Origin of the sequence: Nocardia sp. PE-7 (assembly GCF_030486425.1) — a bacterium.
Taxonomy (GTDB): domain Bacteria; phylum Actinomycetota; class Actinomycetes; order Mycobacteriales; family Mycobacteriaceae; genus Nocardia; species Nocardia salmonicida_A.
The window spans coordinates 5,960,625-5,976,356 of the sequence record NZ_CP129614.1 but is presented as its reverse complement, the minus strand read 5'-3'; the positions used below and the strand labels follow the sequence as shown (position 1 = coordinate 5,976,356).

General features: G+C 65.1%; 17 protein-coding genes. 2 read left to right on the top strand and 15 right to left on the bottom strand.

Annotated elements, in window-relative coordinates; translation table 11 throughout:
• Positions 1–20 precede the first annotated feature (20 nt).
• Complete coding sequence (locus QX204_RS28120) at positions 21–557, bottom strand: NUDIX domain-containing protein (RefSeq protein WP_301903533.1); 537 nt, start codon at positions 555–557, stop codon at positions 21–23.
• 129 nt (positions 558–686) lie between these two features.
• Here QX204_RS28120 and QX204_RS28115 point away from each other — a divergent pair, with 129 nt between their 5' ends.
• Entirely contained in the window at positions 687–881 is a 195-nt protein-coding gene (locus QX204_RS28115) for a hypothetical protein (RefSeq protein ID WP_301903532.1), read from the top strand.
• A 298-nt stretch (positions 882–1,179) separates the two neighbouring features.
• Here QX204_RS28115 and QX204_RS28110 read toward each other — a convergent pair whose 3' ends face one another.
• Complete coding sequence (locus tag QX204_RS28110) at positions 1,180–1,635, bottom strand: hypothetical protein (RefSeq protein ID WP_301903531.1); 456 nt, start codon at positions 1,633–1,635, stop codon at positions 1,180–1,182.
• 208 nt (positions 1,636–1,843) lie between these two features.
• The gene (locus tag QX204_RS28105; RefSeq protein WP_301903530.1) at positions 1,844–2,860 is read right to left on the bottom strand and encodes a hypothetical protein; all 1,017 of its coding nucleotides are present in this window, start codon (positions 2,858–2,860) and stop codon (positions 1,844–1,846) included.
• Between the two features lie 211 nt (positions 2,861–3,071).
• Between QX204_RS28105 and QX204_RS28100 the strand changes: the two genes are divergently transcribed.
• Positions 3,072–5,216 carry an effector-associated constant component EACC1 gene (locus QX204_RS28100; RefSeq protein ID WP_301908132.1) on the top strand — a complete coding sequence of 715 codons (2,145 nt, stop codon included), beginning with the start codon at positions 3,072–3,074 and terminating at the stop codon, positions 5,214–5,216.
• Between the two features lie 876 nt (positions 5,217–6,092).
• On the opposite strand, the gene QX204_RS28095 is transcribed toward QX204_RS28100, so the two are convergent.
• The 12 genes from QX204_RS28095 to QX204_RS28040 form a co-directional block, all read right to left on the bottom strand.
• Positions 6,093–6,962 (bottom strand): SAM-dependent methyltransferase, encoded by an 870-nt coding sequence (locus QX204_RS28095; protein ID WP_301903529.1) that lies wholly within the window; start codon positions 6,960–6,962, stop codon positions 6,093–6,095.
• Positions 6,963–7,046: 84 nt separating this feature from the next.
• On the bottom strand, positions 7,047–7,847 hold the full coding sequence (locus QX204_RS28090; RefSeq protein ID WP_301903528.1) for a DUF8176 domain-containing protein: 801 nt from the start codon (positions 7,845–7,847) through the stop codon (positions 7,047–7,049).
• A complete protein-coding gene (locus QX204_RS28085; RefSeq protein ID WP_301903527.1) occupies positions 7,844–9,136 on the bottom strand; it encodes a hypothetical protein in 1,293 nt (430 codons plus the stop codon). The genes QX204_RS28090 and QX204_RS28085 overlap by 4 nt, the downstream gene beginning before the upstream one ends.
• Positions 9,136–9,441 carry a hypothetical protein gene (locus QX204_RS28080; protein ID WP_062990341.1) on the bottom strand — a complete coding sequence of 102 codons (306 nt, stop codon included), beginning with the start codon at positions 9,439–9,441 and terminating at the stop codon, positions 9,136–9,138. The genes QX204_RS28085 and QX204_RS28080 overlap by 1 nt, the downstream gene beginning before the upstream one ends.
• 61 nt (positions 9,442–9,502) lie before the next feature.
• A complete protein-coding gene (locus QX204_RS28075; protein WP_301903526.1) occupies positions 9,503–10,204 on the bottom strand; it encodes a hypothetical protein in 702 nt (233 codons plus the stop codon).
• Positions 10,201–10,743, bottom strand: a complete 543-nt coding sequence (locus QX204_RS28070) for a hypothetical protein (protein ID WP_301903525.1) — start codon at positions 10,741–10,743, stop codon at positions 10,201–10,203. The genes QX204_RS28075 and QX204_RS28070 overlap by 4 nt, the downstream gene beginning before the upstream one ends.
• Positions 10,744–10,816: 73 nt before the next feature.
• Positions 10,817–12,553, bottom strand: coding sequence for a cutinase family protein (locus QX204_RS28065; RefSeq protein ID WP_301903524.1), 1,737 nt, complete (start codon positions 12,551–12,553; stop codon positions 10,817–10,819).
• Complete coding sequence (locus tag QX204_RS28060; protein WP_301903523.1) at positions 12,550–13,020, bottom strand: hypothetical protein; 471 nt, start codon at positions 13,018–13,020, stop codon at positions 12,550–12,552. Before QX204_RS28060 ends, QX204_RS28065 begins: the two co-directional genes overlap by 4 nt.
• A 132-nt stretch (positions 13,021–13,152) precedes the next feature.
• Positions 13,153–13,752 carry a DUF5753 domain-containing protein gene (locus QX204_RS28055; protein WP_301903522.1) on the bottom strand — a complete coding sequence of 200 codons (600 nt, stop codon included), beginning with the start codon at positions 13,750–13,752 and terminating at the stop codon, positions 13,153–13,155.
• An 84-nt stretch (positions 13,753–13,836) separates the two neighbouring features.
• A complete protein-coding gene (locus QX204_RS28050; protein ID WP_301903521.1) occupies positions 13,837–14,289 on the bottom strand; it encodes a hypothetical protein in 453 nt (150 codons plus the stop codon).
• Positions 14,274–14,495 (bottom strand): hypothetical protein, encoded by a 222-nt coding sequence (locus tag QX204_RS28045; protein ID WP_301903520.1) that lies wholly within the window; start codon positions 14,493–14,495, stop codon positions 14,274–14,276. The genes QX204_RS28050 and QX204_RS28045 overlap by 16 nt, the downstream gene beginning before the upstream one ends.
• A gap of 16 nt (positions 14,496–14,511) precedes the next feature.
• Positions 14,512–14,934 carry a hypothetical protein gene (locus QX204_RS28040; protein WP_301903519.1) on the bottom strand — a complete coding sequence of 141 codons (423 nt, stop codon included), beginning with the start codon at positions 14,932–14,934 and terminating at the stop codon, positions 14,512–14,514.
• Positions 14,935–15,732 lie beyond the last annotated feature (798 nt).

Here is a 15,732-nt window from a genome sequence, read left to right as displayed (position 1 = left end):
AGCCTTCTACGGTGCCCTGTTCACCGACCAGATGCGGAATTGCCGTCGTGAAGGTAGGCGGTGTGTCCAGTGGTGCGGGCGTGCAGTGCAGCCTGGAGCCGCTGCCAAATGTAGGCGCGAAGACGTTGGCGGGCTTGGTCTGGTGTGAAGAAGCCGAAGTCCTCGAGTTCGTCGTCGGCGATGTGAAGCGTCGAAATCGTTGCGGGAGTCAGGGTCCCGGCGTCGAAGATGAGCATGAGGGAGTCGTCCCAGGGGCCGTGGGGTGCTACCCAGTCGATGCAAAGCAACGACAGTGGTGTGGCGGGAAGATCCAGGCCGAGTTCTTCGGCGAGTTCGCGCCGCACGGTGGCATCGGGTGGTTCGTTGGCGTCCGACATCCCGCCAGGAAGGTCCCAGTCCGGCTTGTAGTTGGGGTTGACCAGCAGGATTCGACCGTCGGAGTCGTGGATGAGGGCATCGGCGCCGACTCGCTTGCGTGGTTGTTTGGCATTGCCTTCGGCGAGGTGAGCGCGCCAGGCATCGGGATCGCGCTGGTAGAGCGGGTCGGCGCGGTTCATGTGATCGCCGCCGTTCGATGCATCGAGGCCCTTTCGTGGATCACCGCGGTGAGTCGGTCTACGAATTGTCCCACCATGCGGTTGGTGAGGTAGGGCCGCAGTTGGTGGTCAAGGCCGTGAAGTTGGAGTGTGAGCTGGTGGGAGTTCATGGTGGAGATGCTGTCGAGGACTTTCGTCGCGACGACGCACGCGTGGTTGCACGGCGCGCTCGACTCGACTGTGGCCGGTAGCGAACTCGGTTGGCGTGCCACTATTTCCATCCCTGACGGCATCGGGCAGACGTACACCGAACTGACCAAATCAACATCGCCCCTCGCCGGGTGATTCACGCATGTGGCGGCACCGTCTCCGCCGAGACTGACGACGGCATCTGCTCCTACTGGATCTGACCCGGACGCCATACTGGCTGCCCCATCGCTCACGTTGGTGTGCTCGTCCTGTCGATCCGCAACCCGGCGGCGCGGCGTCTGACCGATCGGACACCACCCTCGCTGGCACCGTATGACGCGTTGAGCACCCGCATGTTCGCCACCGAGGAGTCGTCGGACGTCGGCTCAACCACCCGGATGCGGACATGAAAGAACCCCCAACCCGGAGGTTGGGGGTTCGGGCGGCGAAGGACTCAGTAACAGATGAACAGAACTCGGGCGACGCGGCGCGCACTCGCACGGACCCGTCGCCGCAGCCGGATGTAGCCGCGTCGTGCGCGCCGGACACCGGCGCGGACACCGGCGGCGGTAGCGGCGTGAGCGCGGTGAACGGCGGCCGCGCCCCGGTGCAGGAGTCGGCGTAGCCAGCCGACGGCCGCGGTGACCGCGGCGCGAACCCGCGGGTTGTTCGCCAGGTCCCAGGCCAGTTCGAGCAGTTCGGTGATCAGCGAGACGCTGTCGAGGTCGATGCCGAAGACGATCGCGAGCACCTCGACGGCGGCGCCGAGGACCTCGACGACGGTTTCGATGATGTCGCGGTGTTTGTCCACGAATTCGTAGGCGCGGCGGAAACTGCTGACGATGCGGGCCCGCACGGAGTCGGTGAATTCGATGGGGGAGTCGGAACTGGGGATTTGTTTTTTCTGCATGAGCACCACGCTCCACAGAATTGGCCGACCGTGTTTTCGCTATTCATGACCGAGCAGTGGCCCTTCATGGATTCAACATGGACGAGCGGGAATAAACCTGCTCAACCATGTTCAATGCATGTATTCGGCCGCTGATTAATGTTTACGATCCAGCTCGCGTTGGTCAAAGAATGGTTTTGCCTGAAATTCGTAACATGGATAACGGTCGTCATTCATGGACGGCGACCGGCTCTTTGTCCGGGTCTGCCAGCACGTCGGTGAAGACGCCACCGGCGTCCAGTTCCGGCCCCAGCAGATCTGTGATCTGATTCATCGTCGCGACCAGCTGCGCCAGAGCCCGGCACTGCCCCTTCTTGCCGTGCATCCGGACTCCGTTCTTCCGTGGCCGCTCGATCCCGAACGTCTTGAGGAGGTCATCGAGGACTAAGCGCGCGGCCCGCTGGGTACCGTCGTTCCAGGAATTTCGGAAGCTCTCGTCTTCGAGCGCAGCGGCGAGTTCGGGTGTGGGCGAGTTGGTGTCGGGGTCGGAGATCACCCACTCCAGAACGTTGCGCGTGGATCCGGGCACATCGTTGTAGCGCTTTCCGTTGTAGCGGTCGGTCCACTCCTTGATTCGGGCGCGGACGGCGGCGATATTGTCCGCGGTCACCACCAGCCCCCAGCTCCGCAGGCGATCCAGTTCCGTCTGCAGCTTCATCGCGGTTCGAGATGACCTGCGCCGCAACGTCGAATCATCGGGTTCGTAGATCGCGAAAAGATCGAGCCCGGTTACCGGTTTGCCGCTCCGTAGCACGTGGTGACCGCAAATTGTGTCGGAATTGATCGCCGAACGAACAACGTTGTCCGCGAAAGCGGTTGCGTCGGCGATGAATTGGACCATGCCGACCTCGTGCCAGGCGGCGTGACCGCTGCCGAGTCCGACCAGCGCCGAGACTCCCCATAGATACGACTTGCGGAACTCCCTGATCAGCTCGAGCGCGGAGTCGAGGACTGCGGGGTCGACGTCGGCGGGCGGGATCACCGGTGCGAGCAACACGATCATGCCCTTGTACCGGAACAGCGTGAGCGGTTTGACGTCCGCGAGCTCGACGACGTCGATGTAGACCCCGTGCTCTTTGCACTGACGATCGATTTCGGCCAGGAGTAGCTTCGAATCCGTCTCGCGTTCGACGACCACGATCCAGGGGCCGCTTTCGTAGTGCCGCGAGAGGTCCACCGCTGTCATACCCGGAATTGTAGGTCATCACGAGAAGTCAAGCGATTGCCGTCAGTGGCTCCGGCTGCGAGCCGAACGTCCAGTCCGTTTCGGCCCGGAGCCATTCATGAATAATGCCGCTGATCCATGAATCCCGCCCGTCCATGTTTCGGATCCCTTATCCATGAATTGCTATTTTGCTGGGCGAGGAAATAGCTCTACGATCAATGGCGTGACCACGATGATCCGCACTCGCTACGGCTACCTGAGCCCTGTGCTCCTGGTGGCCGTCGAACTGTGCGTTACGGGAACCGTAATGGAATCCGTGGCAACACTCGACGGGGCGTATCGAACGCTGGACACGCACCTGCGAGATCCGCGGTCGGACGGGGGATCGGTCATGTGGGAATCCTCGCCATCACGACCGGGATTCGTTCAGTCCGTGGTCGGCGCGGGAAAATCCTACGCTGACAAGCCCTATCCCGAGACCGTTGCCGACAGATGGGATGCGGTTCGGAGCGAACTGTTCGAAATCTCCGAGGTCGAGATCACTCCGGTGCCTGATCCCGCGGTGGTGGCGATGATGGTCGAAGACGCCGATGCTCGTCGGGTCACCGACGCGATCTTCGCCGCGGTCGGGATGTTCCTGATCTCGGAGGCCAACGCACTGGAAGAGCGCATCCCGTTCGACGATGACGAGACGTTCGAGGATGTGGAGGCCGCAGTCGCGCGGGTTCTGTGGCGAGCCACAACGCTGCGCCGGCACGTCATGGACCGCACCTGGCCGCAGTTGTACTCGGCTGATCCTCACGCCGCGCTGCCAACTTCACCGATAACGGAAACCGAAGCCGATTCACCTCACGAACTGGAAGAATCGGACACCGAGCCCGGTGCCTCACCATCAACGGTGAGGCACCACCCGCCGATCGTCGACCGACCGGTCGACGATGCCCACCGCCGCGCAGAGCCCGACCCTTTCGGGCGCCTTCACCGCGATCAGGTTCTGCGGGTTTTCCGCAGAGCGTCGTGCAATGTTCCTGCCTACCGAGACTTTCTGTCCCTGCACGGCCTGACCACCGATCGGGTCCGCACGCTCGACGACTTCACCAAGGTGCCACCGACAACGCACGAGGACCTGGTGTCGTGGGGCTGCGTCGGCAGAACCTTGTGGTCGGCCTCTGCCGGTTCCCATGGTCCGCCGTTATATTGGCCGCGCGAAGAGACGGCGGTGGCCGCCGACATCGACTACCACGATCGCGTCCTCGGTCTCTGGCACTCGCAGTCACAGCGTCGCCGGAGCTTGGTCCTCGCCGACTTCGCGATCGGTGGATGGTTGGGCTCGACATGCACCACGCAGACGTTGCGAGGGCTGGAAAGGCGCGGACACAAACTGTCGGTCGTGGCACCCGGATGCGACCCCGGGGCGGTCGCACGTGAGATCAGCGCACGCGGCCGCGATTTCGACCAGATTGTCCTGACAGGCTATCCGCCGTTTGTACAGGAGGTGCTTGAGCGCGCTGGTCGGGCGACATTCGACCTGGACCTGCAAATCCTACTCGCGGGCGAGAACATCACCGAAACATGGCGCGATCGCATCACCGCGCTGGTCGAATCCCGCGGCGGTCGAGCGAATCCGATCCTGCTCTACGGCACCGAAGACACCGGAATCCTTGGCCACGAAACGCCCTCGACTATCGCAATCCGCCGCCTGGCCCGCGACAATCTGGTGCTGGCCGAAGCACTATTCGGCGGACACCCCACCGCATTGCCGACCCTGGTCGAATACGACCCGCAACGGATCTACGCAGAGCTCGACACCGACCGCCTGCTGATCACCACCGACAGCCCAGTCCCGTTGATCCGATATCGGATCAACGATCCTGCGAGAATCCTCAACGCCGACCAACTCACCGCGACTCTGCACGACCACGGCTACGAAGTTCCTGTTCGCACCACCACCCCCGGCGCGGGATTCCTCGTCATCGACAGCAAGAACGCGACCGAGAATGTCGTTGCACCAGCCGGACCGAAGACCGCGCGAATACGACTGGTCGGCAAGGACGCTGACGCGGAGCTGAACGACCTGATGTCGTGGCTGCGTCACGAGGACGGACTGCGTGGTCGGGTCCAGATCGAGAAGCGAACTGATCGGATGAGCACGGCCTCGCAAGTAGTAGCCGTTGTCCTCGCGACCAGTCTTACTGGCGTAGCCGGTACTACCGCAGCGGTACTGGCGACCGCGCTGAGTTTGTGGCTCGATAGCCGTCGACCACGGGTGACTGTCGAGATCACCCGCACCGACGGCCGTTCGGCCACGATTTCCGAAGGCGAAATCCCCGCCGTCGAGGAGACCCGGCAACTATTACTCGAGCCAGCGAGCAGCTGAGATATCTCGTCAACATGGTGCCGGATCGCTGCACGCGGAGACCCTGAGAATTGAACACCGAACCCTCACCAGCGCCCTACCGATCATCGCGGCGCTCACTCTCGACGCGGGGCTCACCGCCGCGCCCGCCGCAGGGTTCCGACGGCAGGACTGTTCGCTGTTTGACAGTTCTCGGGTAGCTGCCTGTTGCATTGGCAGGCCGCGAGCTATCCGTGGGGTTGAGAGGCCGTGCGACCCCGCAAAAGTGGATGCTTGGTAGCGAAACCGCTTGTGGCGGTTCGCGCGTACGGTTAGGTTCCGAATTCGATCGCCTGAGGAGCATTGCGATGAGCCAGCCTGGCGTGCCCGCAATCATTGAGCTGGAAGACGTTCTGATCCCCGAGACGAGCGATTTCTATGTCAACGACCGCCGACACATCGTGGTCGCACTTGCACTGTTCACAGAGACAGTCACGCTGTATACGGTCATGGTGGTAGGCGAAATCCCCTCTGGTCCGATGTCCGACCACGTCAAGTTCAGCCTTCGCGATGAACGGGGCGTCGAGTACCCGATGGTGGGTGGGGGCCAGTCCGGCGGTGGCGGGGGTGAATCTCACGACGCGCGCAGCAAGTTTCGGCGACCGGATGACCACCGGCCCACGGCTCTGACCGTGTCCTGGACGCTTCTCAAGCCAGGGTTACCAAGCAACCGGCGACCTCTTTACGGTGGACGTGCCCTCACGCGGCTGATGCGTCGGAACATCATTGGCAGAAGCGGCAACAGAACTGCACCACGTGGATCGATTGTGGGGCACGAGATCTGTGGTGCCAGCCCTGCCATCTTCGCTATCCATCACGTCGGCGGACGGTCTTTCCTCTGTTGCACCATGTCACCGGTCACCGAGCACCCCTCGGGTGGAGCTGGCCGATAGCGGCGTAGGCGCTCAGGTCCCATGCCGCGCGATGGCGTGGTGCGGCGGGCGACAGTCTCCGTATTCCGTCGCCATTTTCGCCCTCGCCGTTCCCATTCCCGTTGTCGTCGTCGCGGCTGAGGGCTGGTACCCACCGGTGCGGGGCGATCAGACCGGGCGCGAGGAGCTGGTACTCGGCGAGCATGGCCGTGACCTCGTCTCGTCCGCGTGGGCGATACGGGATGCCCGCGCGGCGCAGGGTTTCGGCGGCGGCCTGGACGTGCTGGGGGTAGAACTCGTCGGTGACGTGGGTGAACACGAGCCAAGTCCCGACCGGGAACCGGGCGGTCAACGCCGCGAGCACGGCAGGGGCGTCACTAATCCATTCTGCGGTGCCCGACACGCACACCGCCAACGGTGCCGTCATGTCCATCACGGCGGCGACATCGCCCACGATCGCGTCGGTGTCGGTGATGTCGGTATCGCTGAAGAACCGGGTAGGTGGTTCGTGCAGCAGCGCACGCCCATGCGCGGCCACGACGGTGTCGGAGTCGACATACAACGTCTTCGCGCTGCTGTTCGCTCGTTCGGCGATGTCGTGGATATTCGGGAAGTGGGGAATGCCGCACCCGAGTTCGACGAACTGAGACACCTCGTGATGGTCGGACAGGTACTCGACCGCGCGTCGGGTGAATCGACGGGATTCGGCGACCGCGGGCCGGATCGTGCTGCTCGCCAAGGCGTCGGCTAGCACCTTGTCAGGGTCGTAGTGGTCCTTCCCGCCGAGGAACGCGCTGTGCAGGCGTGCGGGGGTCGGCTGGTCGGGGTCGATCAGATTTCGTGGACGGGTGGTCACGGTGGGGGCTCCTGCCGCGTTCGGTGCTCGTTCATCTCGGTGTCTGTTGGTGTCGGAGGAGTGGGGTGGTGGTTGTTGGGTCGGTCATGGTGCCGCGTTGATCGCGGTGATCGTGGCTGTGCCGTCGGGTTCGGTCGCGGTGGTGATGATCAAGGCCGCCAACAGCTCTGGGGTTTTGTTCGGCCATTGCTCACGGATCTGGACCTGCCACCGGCCCGGTGCGGTCGGCACGACTGTGGCGCAGTAGCGGGTTCCGACGGGCACAGAGTCGATGCCGTCCTGAATGTGCTGCGCGGGTGGGACGTTCGCATCGGCGGTGACGTATTCGCGTGCTTTGGTGGCTGATCGTTGGACGTAGTAGGCGTATTGGAAGGCGAAGATCACGCTGACCGCGCTGGTGGTGTCGCCGGGGTCGGCGCCCGAAGACAGAGCGGTGCTGCGTTTGTGGGGGCAGTCGGCGATCGCGTGTGGAGCGGTGGTCGTTGTCGGGACCGCGTGGACCATCCCGGTCAACGGTGCGGGCAAAGGCGTGTTCGGAGCTGTGTTGGATTGGTCGTCGGTGTCGGGCAGCGACTCGAGCACGACCAGCACAACGATGATCACGACCGCGAAGACCGCGCCGAGGGTGGCGATGACTCGTCCTGCGCCGCCCTGGTCGGGGCGTGCGGGTGCGTAGTTTCGTCCGACCTGCCGAAACCCGGGCGGCGCCTTCGGTTCGTCGGGGTCGGCGTCGGTGGGGTCCATCCAGTCCGACCAGGCGCTGGAGCGGTCGTAGTCGTCGTCGAAGTCGTCGTCCTCGTCGAACCCGTGGTCGGTGTCGCTACGGAGATCGTCAGGTCCGGTCGGAGGGTCGGGTCGGCGCAGATCGAGTGGGCTGTCGGTCATGTCCCGACAGCTCCGATGACGGGAACCACCACCGCGACAACGTCACCGGCGATTGCTGATGGTGAGGTCGTGCCGGCTTGTGGACGCGGTTTGTGCTCACCGTCAGTCCCGGCGGCTTGACCGGCAGTAGGCGGCACCACAGCGCCGGTGCTCGAATTCTGGCCAGGGGACACAGCGGTGCCAGGTGCGGGGGAGGGCTGGGGTTTCTGGTCGCCGTCACTGGTGGGCGCGTCGGGTTTCGGCGTGATCGGCGCGGCGCCGGTGTTCGATCCTGTACCGGTACTGGCACCGTTCGCGCCGGTGGCGGGCTTGTCGGAACCACCGAAGTTGAACAGCGGCGCCCCGCCCCCGGTGCCGCCGTTACTGGGCACGTTCGAACCGGCCCCGGCTCCGTTCGCCGTGGGCGCGGTGCCTGTGCTGTCACCGGTATTGCCGGTGAGTGTGGCGGTGATCGTTTCACCGGCTTCGTCGCCGAGGACATCGATGGCGTGGGTCGCGACCCCGGCGGCTTCGGTGATCAGCGTGGTCAGCACTTCGGCCCCGGAGGTGATCAATTGGGTGCCGAGGGTCGTCGCGGCGTCGATGCCCGCGGTGGCTAGGGTTTGCTGCATCGCGATGACCGGATCGCTCGATGTCGAGCTACTGCCGGTGTCGTCGATGACGGTGTCGGTGTCGTCGTCGCTGGTCAGGGATGGGTCGCCGGTAGCGGGTCCGCCACCGGTCCCGAGGCTGGATTTCGGTGTCGTGTAGTCGGTTTCGCGCAGCTTGCTGGTGTAGGTGTCGTAGTCGGCTTGCGCGCTGTCGACAGCGGAGAGGGAGTTGCTGTACATCTGTCGGGCCAGCTCGATGACGGTGGTGACGCCTTGCTCGTTCGGTGAAGCTTTCAGAATCCGGCGGGCTCGGGTTTCGAAGTCGTCGAGTTCGGCATCGATCGCCGCGGCGGCGGTGGTGTTGGTGCCGACCGCGGCGTCGATCAGCGTGGCGAACTCCCCAGTTTGGTCGCTACCCTCGACCAGTCTGGTGCGAGAGGCGCGGATCGCGGGGATCGCGGAGTTAGCAGCTGTGGAGCTCCAGCTCGATTCGAGATCGGTTGCCTGCAGGCGGTAGGGCGCCTCGGTCGAGTCGAGTTGGCTGATCGCGTTGTTGAGCAGGCCCAGTGCCTCAGCCGGGTCACCGGTGCCGTCCACACTGGTACGCAGCTCGCGGATCGGTGCCGACAGGTAGGCGATGATCGCATCGGGATCTGGCGCCACCTGGCTGCTGGTCGAGGTTTTCACACGCCCGGCCATCACAGTTGCCCGATATTGTCGAGGCCATCGCCGATGCGCTGATCGAGCCCGCTGATCTGGGCGCGGTAAGTCGCGACGTGGTCGGCTTGATCGGTCACCGTGTGCGCGCAGCCGCCGAGATGGTTGGCGTGGTTGGTCATCGCGGTGATCAGCAAAGCCCGAAAGTCTTCGCCGATCAGCCCCAACCCGGGCACCGCGTCGACCGCTGCGGTGGTGGTGTTCGTGGCGTGGGATACCTCGGCGGCGATGTATGTGCCGGTGGTGGCGAATTGGTGTGCGGTGGCGGGATCGAAGTCCAGTGTCATGTGGTGGCCCCCTGGCAGTGGTACGGGTGTAGTAGGTAGGACGGGTGACGGTGTGTGAAGGTCAGCGTGCGGTCAGCTCGACACGGCGCGGCCGAGCCTGATGGAGCGGCTGAGCTTGATGAGAGATGAGGGCTGTCGACGACCGTGCGGGCGGTTCGATCTGGTCGAGCAGGGCCACGATGTCGAGGTCGGTCGGCTCGATGAGTTTCAGGTGGCGTGCACCCTGGGCGGCGGCGGCGAACGCTTCGACGAGGACCGTGCGTTCGGCCAGCTGTTCGGGTGGGGTGCCGGGTGCGAACCCGTGTGCGATCACCGCGTTCAACAGCTCTGTGCCGGCCTCGGGGATGTCGTAGGCGAGATCGATCATCGTCATGATTTCCGACTCGAACCCCGTCCGGAACTTCCAGAGCCCGGCCAGATCGGAGAGCACTTGCGATCCGTAATAGCAGCGCAGATCCGGCACCGGATTGTGCGCTGCCAGCGCGCGGGCGTGGCGCCAGCATTGATCGATGCGGGCAGAGAGAAGTCGGCGTGCTTGCTGGTGGAGTCCGTGGTGGATGACGATGTCGCATCCGAGTTCCACCCCGACCGCGCGCGAACCCCTGGTCACGGTGCGGACGCGGGGATGCACGGTGAGGTAGACCAGGGCGAGGCAGGTGGGGTTGAACGCGAGCCCGACAACGGTGTCGGGGCCGTGTCGGACCATCGCTGCGGTGGGGGCGCTGATGTTGCTGTAGTGCAGCAGCGGGCGAGTAGTCGTCATGGTTGGCTGCTTCGGGGGACGGCGCCCAGCTCGATGCGCTGCGGGCGGGGGACCGGCGGCAAACCGTCGCAACGGCGCCGAGGCTGGCGACGACCTTTGGCCAGGCCCCGCATCAGCTTGTCGAACTGTCGGCCGGATTCGAGGAACGCCGGACCGAGCGGGCACTGGCCCAGGTGCGGCGGCCATTTGTCGAAGAGCACGGTGAACATGGCGATGCGACCGACCAGTTCCCCTGCGGTGACGAGCTCGGGGGAGTCGTCGTCGATCAGGACCGCCGTGTCGTGTCGGTTCCCGATATGCCAGCTGATCTCGTCATCGATCACCCGGGCGATGGTGCGACTGAGATCGGTGGCGGCTTTGGGGATCTCGTAGTGCTGCCATTCACTGATGGTCGTGGGGTCCACGTCTGTGAGGTAGATCGTCCACATCGTGACGAAGACGTGGGTGGCGTGCTCGAGCGAGGTCGTCGACTTCTGCGCGCCGTTCCACACCGCGAGCAACCGGTTGGTGTCGGGCAACGGTGCGATTGTTCTGTTCATCGGTCTCCGATCGATCGGTGAGGACTGCTGGTTACGGGCAGTGCGCGGCCAGACAGCGGAGGGGTTGGGGGAGTTAGCGAGTGGGGTCGGTGATGCCGGGCTGGCGAGCAACGACCGAGCTGGTCGGGGGTCGGGTCGCGTCGGCGCTGACGCCGGGCTGGCTTGGCCCGACCACGGTCACCGGAACCGTCGCGGTTGGTCGCGGCAGCTCGGTGGGCGGTGCCGCGATGTGTTGGGGTGCTCCCACCACCTCGACCGGCAAGGGGCTCGGTCCTGATGAGGTGGTGGGAGCAGGAAGGTCCACGCTGAACGGCGCGGACGAGGTCGAGACGAGCACCGAGCGTGTGAGGGTAGTCGGCGATGGTGGTGAACCTTCACCGGTGCGCGCCGGTAACAGGGGTGCGGCGGCGGCGTCGTGGGCGGCGGCGGCAAGCCACGCTCCCGCCCACGCGGCAGGGGAGGGCCCGCCACCGACGGCATGGGAGTAGGCGTCGTGCCGCATTCCGGTTTCCCAGATCCGCACCCACGTGGTCAGGTCGAGCAGGTCGCGGTTGTCGGCAACCTCGCGCCGCACGACATCGAATGCCGTCGAGACCAGTCGATCTCCGGTCGTCGGCGCCACCAGGTCGCCGACCGCACTGGTGAACTTCTCGCCCACCATGACGACAGCGGCGGCCGGATTGGACAGTGCGACAGCCGCCAGCTGGGTGAGGGCTGCGGGGTTGAGCACCGACGCGACAACAGCGTTGACCGCGTCGAACCCGATAGTTCCGACACGTCTCACGGCGGCGAGGGCGGCGTTGACATCCAACCCGGCCCGCGGGTCCGAGGCATCCGCGAGGCGCTGCGATATCGACTTCTGTGGTGAAATGCCCAGCGCGGATGAGTCACCAGAGATGGACTCGTCTATGACGGTGACCGCTGCGTTGAGCGAGGTGTAGGCGAGGGCTTGCCCGATCGAGATCAGCGAGCCGATCGGGTCTCCGGTCGAGATCAGCGACTGCGAAGCCACCCCCGCGGCGGCACGCAAGATCGCCGACCCCTCGGGGGTGTCGCAGGCCAGATCACCGGAAACGCAGACACTGGCCACTCGGCCGGTCAGTGCACCGAAATCTTCGGCGATGTCACGCTGCGGGCCGATCCCACCACCCGCAACCCCTGATCGGACCGGCGCTGCGGGCAGTGCTGCCAGGTGTTTTCCACTGGTTCCCGGTGCCGGAGCCGGTGCGGAGGAATCGGTGCCAGGGAACAATCCCGTGCCGGGGCTTCGGGTCGGGTCGGCTATCAAGATCACCGCCGCGACCAGACTGGGATCGACGACCCCGTGGCCCGCACCGATCTGCTGGGCCACGATCGAGGCGACATGCGAGCCCTGCGAATAGCTCACCAACCCCACCCTGGTTCGCGGACACACCGAATGAAGCTGCGCCATCATCGATTCCGTGCGCAGCACGCCGGTGGTGACCGATTCGGCGTACGGAACGATCGAGGTACCGACCGCGCCACCGAAGCCCGCCGGATAGGGCACATAGGCGCGATCGACCAGACCAGGGTCGGGTGCGGCGGCCATCATCGGCCGCATCACCAGCGACAACATCCCGGTGTCGGTGCTCGGCGCGGCATCCGGTGAGGACTCACCGGTGCCCTGAACGCCGAACACATACAGCGCTGGACATTTCGTGAGCGACAGCGACGTCGAAGGGGCCGGTGTCGTTGTCGGTGACGCCGAGGCCACGCACACCTCAGGTGCGCCCGAGACGAAGACCGCGACGCAAGCGACGATCGCCGCGGTCCTTCGGGTGAGTGTCATCGCTTCTCCTGCAAGGGAATCAAGTCGGGGCGGGTGTTCCACCAGATGCTCAACGGGACCCGCCGACGTCCGGCGAGGAGATCGTCGGTGAGCGCGTCGAGCCCGCGCACCAGTTCGTCGAGCGGGCCCCACACCGCAGACAACCGGTCGATGTCGACGGGGCGGCCCGGCGACGCGGCGTGGTCGGCCATCCTGACCAGCACCATCGAGACCGTTTCGGTGTGCAGCACCGCCGACTCGACCGGGATCGGCAGGACCTGATCGACGTAGGTGTCGATGCGCCGCATCTGCCCGATCTGCGCCTTGCTGGCTTCGTCGTCGGCGGCGCGGGTGGCCAGACGGACCAGCTCGGCCGCGGCGGCGAGGAGAGGATGGGTCAGCTGGTGGCTGCTGGCCCGTCCGAACATCGCTTGCAGCACGACCCGCCCTGCTGGCAGCGACAGTGACGGATCGTTTGCGCTGGTCATCGACGGGGCTCCTTGCGAACAGCGCACACTCGCGACCTTGCGGCGTCGGTGTGGTGGTGAATCAGATCGGGGGCAGGACAACTCGCGACCACGCCTCGAGCCGGTTGGCTCGGCGGTGGACGACGGTGACGGCTAGTCGGTGTGGGTGGCTAGTGCTCGGGTGAGCAGGACACGCGCGTCGTCGCCGTAGACGGCTTGGTTCTGGAGCAGGGCGAAGGTGCGCTCAGCGAGTGCGATGTCGTCGGGGCGGGTGGCGATGACTTCACCGGTGACGGTTTCGATCTCGACCGCAGAGCTGTCGTGGATGACGAAAGCCGGGGTGGCGGCTACGAATTCGGCGTTGAGCGGAACGATCCCGATGCGAAGGTTGGGGCGGGAGTCGAGATCATCGATCAACGCCTTGATCTGCGCGCGCATCACCGCACCGCTACCGACCGTGCGATGCAAGGCCCACTCGCCGATGAGGAACTCGAACGTGTGGGGTTCGCGGTCGAGGATCAGTTGGCGTTGCATCCGGGCCGCGACGACCTCGTCGAGATCGTTCGGAACGACCAGGACTCCGATGCAGGCTGCCAGGACCGCCCGTGCGTAGTCCTCGGTCTGGGCGAGCCCGATGACCAGCTCCGGGTTCCATGCGCGCTGGCGGGCGACACCGCTCTCGATGTCGATCAGGCTGCGCTGCAGCGGAGCCAGCCCGGTCTCGGTCCGGGCGTACCAACTCACATAGGTCATGTCAGTTCCGTATCTGTGTGGTGGTGGGGACGCCTGTCGGCGTCGGCGAATCAGGAAGTCGGTTCGGCGGGGCGTGGTGGTGGGTCACGCGGCGTGCAGCGAAGCGCGCGCGGCTTCGAGGGTGAAGCTGATCAGCAACTCGAAATCGGCGAGACAGTCCGGGCGGGGTTCATCGAGCCACACACGGGTCTCGTCTCCCGGGGTGGGCAGTGGGATCGGGGAACCGGGAGCGGTCCGGATGGCCTGCACCGTCGAGGTAGGCGGAAACAAGCTGATCGCACGGGTATCGCCAGCCTTGGGCGCGGTGGTCAAGAAGGTGCGGGTGCGGGTGGCGACGTTGTCCACGATCGGCGTGACCACCCTGCTGTGACGCAGCGTGTCCAGGACCAGGTCCGCCAACCCCGAACACACCTGGATCCCGTGAACGGTTCTGGCGGGCAGGATGATCTGGTCGTGTCCGTCGAGTTCGACGCGCCAACCAAGGCTCCGGTAGGCGGTGCAGCGATCGGCAGGGGTCTCGGTCAGGGGTGTAGCCACAATTCCTCGCAGGGCATTCGGTTGATCGGGAGAAATCCATCCCTGATCTCGGCGGCGGTGATGGACGGGTGGGGATGGGAAAGCCAGTCACGCAGAAAGTTCCGCACCGCGCTGCGGCAGCCACGGAAGTCGACCACCAGCCCGGCACTGATCACCCGCAGGTGGGTGTCGGGTTCGTCAGGGCGAGGCGATCGCGGCAGCGGCATCGCAACCTCCGGCGTCCTACCGGCACGCCAAGATCGCCGTGACGACGACCTCGGCGGTAGGCCGATACGGATCCAGTGGTTCGAACGGCAGCCAGCGTCGCCCGGGATCACGTGGTGAGGGCAGTAGCACCTCGTCACCGTCGGGCATCAGCACGGCCTCGACGGCCGATAGTGCCGCAAAGGTACTCGAGCTACGCAGGTATGACGGTGGCGGCCCGGTCATCATTGTCGCCATGGGACGGCGGGAGCTGGTGTCGAGGATGACTGGTCCCGGCCACGCCATCTCCGCAACTACTCGCTGACACAGCGCAGACGGCAACACGATCGCGCCGATGGTGCCGGTCCGCACGACGATCTGCCCGGTGGCTTCCCGGGCGAACGCATCGAATCCACATACCTGCCGGTAGACGGTCGCCTGACGAATAACCTTGTCGGTCAATAGGACTCGGCCGTGGGTCATCGTGATTCGCCCCGTTCTACACAGGCGCGCACCGCACGCAGAACCGTTGTGGTCCCCGGGCGCTGCGGGCTATGTGGTGGCAGCTCCCATAGACGGACCGGGTCGGCGTTTCTCGCGGTTGGCGTCGGAAGTCCGATCTGCACGCCGGAAGCCATGACCACCACGTTGTGGTCCCACAACGAGGCGGCCTCGGCGGCGGGGATATCGAGTCGGAATTCGGATCTGGTGAGGAAGGTCCACGACCCTGATTTGGGGTGGGACACGATCGGTCCACATTCTTCGTCTCGTCTGTCCAACTCCGCGCGTATTCGTCGTCCGAGCGGGGCAGGGACCATGACCGCCTGTACATGACCCGCGACGACGACGATCTGGTCGGTAAGGGGATCGAGGACGGCCGGAATCTGGCAGACCTCTCGGTAGTAGGTGCAACGCGATGCCGCGGTGACGCCCACGAAATCCAACACAGTGTCGCCGGAAGTCGTTGTGCACGGAGGGTGGTCCATGGGAGCTGTGGATGGTGTCCGCGCCGGAAACGCGTTCATTCGTTGCCTCCACGGACGTAGCCGGTTCTCACTGTCGAGCGCGCAATGATGGCCAGGAGTCGATGTCGGGTGGCCGGTCCGGTGGTGATGGCTGTCAAAGCCTTGTCTACTGCCGCGGAACGGCGGGTCCTCGCTCGCCACCGAAGCCGACCTGTGGGTTCGGATTTGAGTTCGGTGACGCAGGCTTCCAGCTCATCCGGACGATGGCGGGCCGCCCATCGCAGGATGGCTTGTA

Bases quoted from the DNA above. Each gene is read 5' to 3' on its own strand.
- QX204_RS28080 (WP_062990341.1), bottom strand. From the start codon at position 9,441: ATGACACTGGACTTCGATCCCGCCACCGCACACCAATTCGCCACCACC.
- QX204_RS28070 (WP_301903525.1), bottom strand. From the start codon at position 10,743: ATGAACAGAACAATCGCACCGTTGCCCGACACCAACCGGTTGCTCGCG.
- QX204_RS28090 (WP_301903528.1), bottom strand. From the start codon at position 7,847: ATGACCGACAGCCCACTCGATCTGCGCCGACCCGACCCTCCGACCGGA.
- QX204_RS28085 (WP_301903527.1), bottom strand. From the start codon at position 9,136: ATGGCCGGGCGTGTGAAAACCTCGACCAGCAGCCAGGTGGCGCCAGAT.
- QX204_RS28110 (WP_301903531.1), bottom strand. From the start codon at position 1,635: ATGCAGAAAAAACAAATCCCCAGTTCCGACTCCCCCATCGAATTCACC.
- QX204_RS28075 (WP_301903526.1), bottom strand. From the start codon at position 10,204: ATGACGACTACTCGCCCGCTGCTGCACTACAGCAACATCAGCGCCCCC.
- QX204_RS28055 (WP_301903522.1), bottom strand. From the start codon at position 13,752: ATGACCTATGTGAGTTGGTACGCCCGGACCGAGACCGGGCTGGCTCCG.
- QX204_RS28045 (WP_301903520.1), bottom strand. From the start codon at position 14,495: ATGCCGCTGCCGCGATCGCCTCGCCCTGACGAACCCGACACCCACCTG.
- QX204_RS28105 (WP_301903530.1), bottom strand. From the start codon at position 2,860: ATGACAGCGGTGGACCTCTCGCGGCACTACGAAAGCGGCCCCTGGATC.
- QX204_RS28100 (WP_301908132.1), top strand. From the start codon at position 3,072: ATGATCCGCACTCGCTACGGCTACCTGAGCCCTGTGCTCCTGGTGGCC.
- QX204_RS28065 (WP_301903524.1), bottom strand. From the start codon at position 12,553: ATGACACTCACCCGAAGGACCGCGGCGATCGTCGCTTGCGTCGCGGTC.
- QX204_RS28060 (WP_301903523.1), bottom strand. From the start codon at position 13,020: ATGACCAGCGCAAACGATCCGTCACTGTCGCTGCCAGCAGGGCGGGTC.
- QX204_RS28120 (WP_301903533.1), bottom strand. From the start codon at position 557: ATGAACCGCGCCGACCCGCTCTACCAGCGCGATCCCGATGCCTGGCGC.